The sequence below is a fragment of the Bradyrhizobium sp. Cp5.3 genome, assembly GCF_000426265.1.
Lineage (GTDB): Bacteria > Pseudomonadota > Alphaproteobacteria > Rhizobiales > Xanthobacteraceae > Bradyrhizobium > Bradyrhizobium neotropicale.
Genome location: NZ_AUFA01000094.1, coordinates 1 through 7,686 on the forward strand (window position 1 = coordinate 1; position 7,686 = coordinate 7,686).

Genomic DNA, 7,686 nt, shown 5'->3' on the forward strand with positions numbered 1-7,686 from the left:
AATCTGATCGCCGTTTTTTGTATTGTAAGTTGGCGCGTCTTCTGGATGACGATGCTCAATCGTTCCTCACCGAATGCCCTACCGCAGACGGCGCTGACAGATTCCGAACTCAGGCTTCTTGATCATTTGGTGAAAGACAAGGGTGGCGATCGCCCTCGACGGGGTACGCTCTCGCACTATGTCGTCAAGATCGCGCGGCTCGGAGGATACTTAGCCCGAGCCAACGATCCTCCTCCAGGAAATACCGTCATCTGGCGCGGACTATCGCGGCTGACCGATATCGAATTGGGAGCCGCGATCGAGGCAAAGATTATGGGTAATTGAAAGCGACCGCGCTCGCTTACGCACGAAGAACGCGCCGCGATCCTTGCACTCGGTAAAGACCTCAAGCGTATCTGGTTCGCTCCCACGACGAGCGATCGCGATCGCAAGGAGTTGCTCCGCACGCTGCTTGACGATGTCACCTTGAGAGTCGAGCGCGATAAATACAACGCTCACCTGACGCTGCGTTGGCGCGGCGGTCTCTTCAGTGAAGTTAATGTCGCATTGCCGCACTCGCATCCATCGCCGATCCGCACCGCCGACGATACGATCGATCTGCTGCGGCGACTGGCTGCACATTATCCCGACACCAAGATCGCCGGCATCCTCAATCGCCAAGGCCGTACAACGGCCACAGGACTGTCGTTTACGGCAAATCGTGTGTCGAGCCTGCGGACGCACTGGGAGATCCCATGCTTCGCGCCGAAACAGCAAGTGCAGGACGGCGAGTGCATGACGATCGAGAAAGCAGCACGCGCTCTCGGGATCGCACCCTCTACTTTGCATCGCTGCCTCAACGATGGCTTCATTGCCGGAGAGCAGATCACACCCGGCGCGCCGTGGCGCATCCGGATCAATGACGAGTTGCGGTCGCGCTTTGTGGAGAGCGCGCCCGAAGGTTACGTGAAGATGTTCAGGGCCATGAATCTACTCGGCGTCTCGCGGCAAACCATCTTGCAACGTGTAAAGCGCGGTGAGCTTAAGGCCGTTCACGTCTATCGCGGACGGGCAAAAGGCATACGAATTCAAGTACCTGCAGTTGATCCGGACCTCTTCGACCCTCTCAAAAAAACTGAAGGTGTAGTATGACGCAACATCCAAAAAGCCTTTGATGTCGAGGTCCAGAGCCCAGCCATAGTCCCAGCATCGCTTGCGCGTTTGCTCGATCGCCTGATGCGCTGATTTCCCTGGTCGATACCCATAGGAGTCGGGATCGAACGTTCGGTCCAACCCCGGTTCCAGATACTGCTTGACCACCATCTGTGCGACGCGGTCCGCGACCGTCGGAATGCCCAGTGGACGGATGCCGCCGTTGGCTTTGGGAATCTCCACGCGCTTGACCGCAGGCGGGAGATAGCTTCCCGACGCCATGCGATTCCAGAGCTTGTAGAGATTGTTCCCAAGGTCCTGCGCGAATTCATCCAGGCTCTGGCCATCGACGCCCGCCGCTTTTCCATTCCCTGCCACGAGCTGGTAGGCCTCCCAGACCATACGCTTGGTGATCGGCAACGGTTTGTCCGACGTCATGACGCTCCTCCCGACAAAGCCGGTTGGCGTCCGATGTCGGACAGGGTAACGCAGCCCCTTCGCTCCATGGCCATTACAGCCAGTTCAACGCTACTACAGGCTGCTCCGCCCCTGTCTCGGGTTTTGGTATTCTCCCTCGTGGTGTGCGCCACTTGCGGATTTCCCTTAACACCCCGAGCCAGGTTCCCTCGTTCCGGATTGAAGCCTGTGATGAGATCATGCCACCTATACACCGGCTGCCGCGTGGGCCGTAAGCAGGTATCGCCCACACTCTTCCGAGCATCATTATCCCCATGCTCGTTTTGACAGCGTCTGAACCCATTTCGATGCGTCATCGGCGGTTCGCTTGCGCTCATCTTCTCATCACTCACCTGACGGCGTAGCCCGCCGCCTTTTCCCCAGCGCTCACCACCACGTCTCTTAAACGCAGCAGCCTGGAGTGGTTTGAAGCCTGCCCCTGCAGGCCGGCTCCGGGAGGCCAACTCCCATCTTCAACACAGTTATGCTGGCAGATACGCACCAGCTACGAGGCACACGGAAATACGGATCGTGGACGCAGCGCTCGCACACCCCCTCATCGGAGAGCCCGTAAATGTGCTTGAGCAGCAAGAGCCCGATCATGAAGCGGGTCTCGATCCCGGGCCGGCCGTTCTCGCTGTAGAGCGGAGCGATCTCGCCGTCGATCCAGTCCCAGTCGATCTTGCCGGCGAGCAGAACAAGTTCGTGCTTCATGTTGATGATCTGGTCCAGTCGCGCCCGGAACAGGTCATTCGATCCCGTCGTCTTGTGCTTCTTCGGCCGCATCGTCCCCTCCGATGCGCAACAGAATCATGGCCCGTCGCAAAAGGAAATCCAAAAACCAATTTGCAGGGTTTGGAAGCCTCACGCTCCAAATCCCTGCAATCTTAAACGCCTCCAAGCCCCGAAAACAGACTCCCGCTCAATCGCTTAAAGCCTTGTTCACGGGCGACTACAACTGAGACAACCAAAGAGCCTCACCCTACGGCGCCTAAGATCAAGCGTCTTGCCGGAATTGCCACCCCAACCAAGTTGGCGACCAAGAGACACAGGAACTCGGAGCGTCAGTATTGCGACACATTGAGCCACGCGGTGGCTAGGTAAAGTAGCGACCGCCCTTTTGATTTGATCATTCCTCCGTGTCAGCGATTGGGCCCAGACACGATTCTACATCCCCCAGCGCTTGCACCGCCGCTTCTCCCAATGTCGTCGCATAAGCCATCGTCGCTACACCGGGAGTGCCCTACTTGAATTGGGAGTGTCGCACGTTTCTGGCGAGGCGTAGATTTGAACCTAACTTGAGGCTAATAGGATTCAGCCAAATGGCCCCTCGCCAGATCACTTGCATCACCAAAGTACCGAACCATCACGATAGCCATCGGCGCATTGAAGCAGTAGGAGGCGGCGACTGGCAGCACTCAGAAGAAACTGCAATTGCCAACGTCAAGAGCGACCCGACAGCGTACTTCGTGAGCGAGCAAGGCAAATCGGTTCTGGTTAAGGTCCAGAACCACGACGGAAGAGACTACCTGAAGACCGAGAATGACCGCTTTCTCCCCGACAACCTTCTAAGTCTTCCGGAATGTTGAAGCCGGGGCCGATGGATGCTCACCTAGTGTCTCTGCACAGTGACTATGACTCTTTGGAAGTGTCGGGATAGGCGCGGCCCATTTTGGCGCGGGCCTTGTCTGTGGTGAACATCCATTTGATGCGGGAGCGTGCGGCATTCCTCTGCCGTTCCCAAGCGGCGATTTCGCGGCGCAGTCGCTTGGGGTCATCGATCCTGCGATCGAGGCACTGTCCCCGCAGGACGCCGATCTCGATCTCGACCATGTTGAGCCAGCTTGCATGCTTGGGGGTGTAGTGGAACTCGAGCCGGCGCAAAATCCGTCTGGCTTCGGCAGGCGGGAACGTCTGATAGAGGGCGCCGGCAGAATGGGTCGATAGATTGTCCTGGACGACCCGGATGGTCTCGGCGTCGGGATAATGGATGTCGACGAGCTCGCGCATGCATTGGGCGTAGTCTTCTGCCGCACGCCGCTCGGTGACCTTGACCTTGCGCCAGGGGCGATGCACGTCGAGCAGGACGAAGAGATTGACGGTGCCGTTGCGACGATACTCGTAATCGTAACGTTCGAGCCGGCCCGGCTCGGCCGGGATCGGCTGACGCGCCTCGCCGATGAGCTGCACCGGGCTTTCATCGAAGCACACCACCGGCCGCTCGGGATTGGACGCCTCGGCGTAAAGGTCGAGCACGTCTTCCATGCGGGCGACGTATTCGCCATCGACCAGCGGAATGCACCACATGTCCTTGCGCCAGGGTTTGAGGTCATTTTCGGCCAGGCGCCGCCGAACCGTCTCGTGCGACAGGCTCTTGTGCTCGGTGAGCTTGACCATCGCACCTGCCAGCAGCTTGAGCGTCCAGCGGGCACGGCCCTCCGGCGGACCGGCACAGGCGGTCGCCACCAGCAAGGCTTCTTCCTTGCCCGTGAGTTTGCGCTCCGCTCCGGGACGCGGCTCTTCGCTCAGCGCTCGCTCCAGATTGCCTTCCACGAAGCGCCGCTTGGTCCGGTACACCGTCGAGCCGCCCACGCCGACGCTCCTGGCGATCTCCTCGTCGCTGGCCCCGGCATCGGCAGCCAGCAAAATCTGCGCTCGCTTCAGCTTGCGGGACGCATGCTTGCCGCCGCTGAGCAGCGTCTTGAGTTCGGTGCGCTCGACTTGGCTGAGTTCGACCCGATAGCGTACATTCATGCCTGCCTCCTTAATCGAGGCAGGCACGAACAACTGAATCGGATGGCCGGCGTGAGTCCCTCGGCGAAAACCTTCACGCCCAAACAGGGGCAATACCTCGCCTTCATCCACCTCTATACGCGGCTGCACCGCAGACCCCCGGCGGAAACCGACATGCAAGAATATTTTCGCGTCAGCCCGCCCTCGGTTCACCAAATGGTGCTGACCCTGGAACGAGCTGGCCTCATCAGAAGGCAGCCGAGGACACCTCGCAGCATCGAGGTCCTCGTTGATCCCCAAAACCTCCCGGAGCTAATCTGACTGCCCCCGGACGCAACCCGTCAAAATCACTGTGCAGAGCCACTAGTATCGTTAGCGCGCGATCAACCGAAAGAGCCGCCACACGACTTTCCGCTTCTCATCACTCGTCAGAGCTAAAGCCAGCGGAGAGGTACGATTGCTGCGTCGCCGGTGACAGATTGCGGACCGTCATGTCCTCGATCATGCGGCGGCGAAGTGGGCTGATCTCAGCCATCGGAAAACCTCCTGTCTGAAGGGTTGGGCTTCGAAAACCCGCAATCCTCTCAGACAGGAGGCAATCCTTGCTATGCCTCCCTACATGCCGCGACAGCGGCTTCGTTCAATCCTGAATGTCGATCGGCCCTAGTCTGCTCGCGGCATGAACCGCGTTTGAATGCACGAATCGTCATGCGAAGAATCGTACACCATCGCGAGCCGAGGATTCTTGCCCAGTCTCGGGAGCGCTGTCCACCAAATCCACAGGCTAGCCCGATGTTTTGCGTGAAGATGCGCCTTGGCTGGATCAGGCTTTACGAGGCAACAGGCGACGCCGGTGTCGTCTGTCGACGCTGCGGCATTTCGCGCCCGACCTTGCGCGAATGGTTGCGCCGTTTCCAGGAGGCCGGCGAGGCTGGGCTGGTCGAGCGCAGCCGCCGGCCGCTGCGCCAGGCGAAGCAGAAGGTCTTCGAGCCCGAGGAGTCGTTGATCCTGTCATTGCGGCGTGAGCGCAAGCTCGAGATCGAGCAATTACGCACCGAACTGATCCGCTACCACGACGTTGCGCTTTCGCTCGACACGCTGCATCGCGTGTTGTGTCGCCACGGTGAGCAGGTACTGAAGCGCCCGCGCCGCAGGACGAAGGGCACAAAGCGCTACAAGCGGCCAGTTCCTGGCGACCGGGTGCAGATGGACGTCTGCAAGATCGCGCCGGGCGTTTACCAGTATACGGCGATTGACGATTGCTCCCGCTACAAGGTGCTGGGCGTTTATCGCCGACGTACAGCGGCCAACACGCTGGACTTCTTGGAGCGCCTGATTGAGGAGACGCCGTTTTCAGCGCATCCAGACCGATCGCGGCCGCGTTGCCGAGGCTGTGCAGCAAACGCTGATGGACTGGGCGATAAAGTTCCGTTCCATAAAGCTGCGCTCTCCGCACCTGAATGGCAAGGTCGAACGGACTCAAAGACTCAAAGGGCAGACCTCGAAGAGTTCTGGTCAACGGTCGATCCGAAGGCCGCCGACATCGAGGATCGGATTGCCGAATTGCGACATCATTGGAATTGGCACCGCCCGCATGCCGCCCTCGGCGGCGGCACGCCTGTCGATCGCGTCTGCGACCTGGCGAACATCACCCCGTTCACAGACCAGGTGGAATCCCGCTTCGACCCTACAAACGAGCGGATCAGAATCCCGGAGTATCGCTTTGATCGGGCGTTCGCCGCGCTGAAATGATGTGACCAGACCCTACACTTCCTGAGCGTCTTTCCAAGCTGCCCGCGCGGCCACACATCCAGCAATTCTAAATGGTCGTTCGTGAAGTTTGTTTTGCGGGCCGGACTATGTAGGGCGCGGCGATGGAAAGTCGCGACTGAGGATCAGTAACAATGCGCGCAAAAGCGTCTTGAACCAACGCAAAAGTAGGCTGAAGTTAAAGCCGGCGGCTGCGAGGATGGCATTGATCCGGTCACCATTTCGGCCTTTGAGATAGTTGCGCCGCATCCGGTGATCGTCCTTGAGATGGCCGATCACGGGCTCGACGGCGGCACGACGGCGCATCTCACGACGGATGGCTTTGGTGACCCGGCGGACCTGACCGCTGATCCAGACCTTGAACCGATCCGGATAGTTGTGGCCGCGATAGCCCTTGTCACCATGGATGCGGCGTGCTGCGACACCTGTGAGCTTTTCGAGATCGGCGATGACGGGACCGAGCGTGTGGCCGTCATACGGATTGCCGTGAAGGGCTTTGGCATGCAGCACGAACTGGCCGCCCTTGGGCGCGGTGGCCGGCGTGGCAATCGACACCTTGCAGCCAAATTCGTAGGGGGCCCGCGCCTTACCTTTACCGATACATTCCACCTCGGGGGCGTGCAGCGAATAGACCTTCGGTCCGCGCTGACGCTGCTCTTGATGCCGAACCCGCACTGCGAGATCGAGCAGCGGGCCAAAGCGATCCTCGAGCGCGGGATCGCCCTCGATCTTGCGACGAATGTCCCGGATGATGCGGCCGAGCCGGGTGCGCAGGAATTTGAGCTCCCGCCGGGCACGCTTGAACTGATGGGCATGCGTATAGCGCCCCACCATGATGGCGGCACGCTTGGCTACGCGCAGATAGCTCTGGCGCAATTCGATGCCCTCGCGCTTGGCCAGCACAACCAGCTTCTCTATCGCCCGGTGGGTAAGCCGCGCATCGGTCGGATGCGCGATCGCCTTCTCCTGGACGGTGGTATCCACCACCACGCGCTCGAGATCCTTGCTCTCGATGGCCCCGCTCCGGTGTCCCACCGAAAGGCTCTCCTGCAAAAGCGCCGTAATCTGCTCCTCCCCCAGCCGCTGGCGCCAGCGCGTGAGCGATGAGCGATCGAATGGCAGTTTGTGCTGAAACACCACTTCCCCGCAGAAATACTGAAAATACGGGTTCTCCACCCACCGCTCGCACAGCGCCTCATCGGAGAGGTTGTGCATGTGCTTGAGGACGAACAGGCCGGCCACCAATCGCGTCGGCAGCGGCGGCTGCCCTGGCCCGACGCGACAGACCGAACCAAAGCGTCCCGCCAGAAAGTCCCAATCCATCTCCGCTGCCAACCGCACCAGCGGATGGCGAAGATTGATGATCTTCTCCAGTGATGGACCAAACAGGTCGTTCTGACGATCGTCGCGCGGCTGGCTCACGGGTCTTCCTCCGACAGCGAATCTGCCGTCAAAGGAATCACGAAGCTCCGAAATCCGGAATTCCAAATCGCAAGAAAACCAAGACTCGCCCCCAGCTTTCTTGCAAAATCGAATACTTGCTCAACTCAAATCACAGCGCCAAATCAATCGCTTCCGAATTCTTCACACACGACT

4 protein-coding genes and 5 pseudogenes are annotated in these 7,686 nt (G+C 59.6%); 3 read left to right on the plus strand and 6 right to left on the minus strand.

Translation table 11 applies throughout. From position 1 onward, the window contains the following. Positions 1-324, plus strand: a pseudogene (locus K289_RS52105) (IS4 family transposase); the annotation flags it as partial. On the opposite strand, the gene K289_RS51265 reads toward K289_RS52105, so the two are convergent. The 3 genes and pseudogenes from K289_RS51265 to K289_RS0139855 form a co-directional block, all read right to left on the minus strand. After that, the gene (locus K289_RS51265; protein WP_027556428.1) at positions 262-660 is read right to left on the minus strand and encodes a hypothetical protein; all 399 of its coding nucleotides are present in this window, start codon (positions 658-660) and stop codon (positions 262-264) included. The pseudogene K289_RS52105 and the gene K289_RS51265 sit on opposite strands and share 63 nt — an antisense overlap. Before the next feature lie 477 nt (positions 661-1,137). Beyond that, positions 1,138-1,569, minus strand: a pseudogene (locus K289_RS47095) (reverse transcriptase domain-containing protein); the annotation flags it as partial. Positions 1,570-2,103: 534 nt separating this feature from the next. Then, positions 2,104-2,373 (minus strand): annotated as a pseudogene (locus tag K289_RS0139855) (transposase); the annotation flags it as partial. A gap of 536 nt (positions 2,374-2,909) precedes the next feature. On the opposite strand from K289_RS0139855, the gene K289_RS0139860 reads away from it, so the two are divergent. Next, entirely contained in the window at positions 2,910-3,176 is a 267-nt protein-coding gene (locus K289_RS0139860) for a DUF3892 domain-containing protein (protein ID WP_035687833.1), read from the plus strand. 43 nt (positions 3,177-3,219) lie between these two features. Here K289_RS0139860 and K289_RS0139865 read toward each other — a convergent pair whose 3' ends face one another. Further along, the gene (locus K289_RS0139865) at positions 3,220-4,341 is read right to left on the minus strand and encodes an IS630 family transposase (RefSeq protein ID WP_027556431.1); all 1,122 of its coding nucleotides are present in this window, start codon (positions 4,339-4,341) and stop codon (positions 3,220-3,222) included. Positions 4,342-4,762: 421 nt separating this feature from the next. Then, positions 4,763-4,855 (minus strand): annotated as a pseudogene (locus K289_RS47100) (integrase); the annotation flags it as partial. Positions 4,856-5,112: 257 nt separating this feature from the next. On the opposite strand from K289_RS47100, the pseudogene K289_RS47105 reads away from it, so the two are divergent. Continuing rightward, positions 5,113-6,072, plus strand: a pseudogene (locus tag K289_RS47105) (DDE-type integrase/transposase/recombinase). Between the two features lie 105 nt (positions 6,073-6,177). Here K289_RS47105 and K289_RS0139885 read toward each other — a convergent pair. Beyond that, on the minus strand, positions 6,178-7,512 hold the full coding sequence (locus tag K289_RS0139885; protein ID WP_027556432.1) for an IS5 family transposase: 1,335 nt from the start codon (positions 7,510-7,512) through the stop codon (positions 6,178-6,180). Between the last annotated feature and the right edge of the window lie 174 nt (positions 7,513-7,686).

Coding starts and splice junctions, on each gene's coding strand:
- K289_RS0139860 (WP_035687833.1), top strand. CDS start 2,910: ATGGCCCCTCGCCAGATCACTTGCATCACCAAAGTACCGAACCATCAC.
- K289_RS0139865 (WP_027556431.1), bottom strand. CDS start 4,341: ATGAATGTACGCTATCGGGTCGAACTCAGCCAAGTCGAGCGCACCGAA.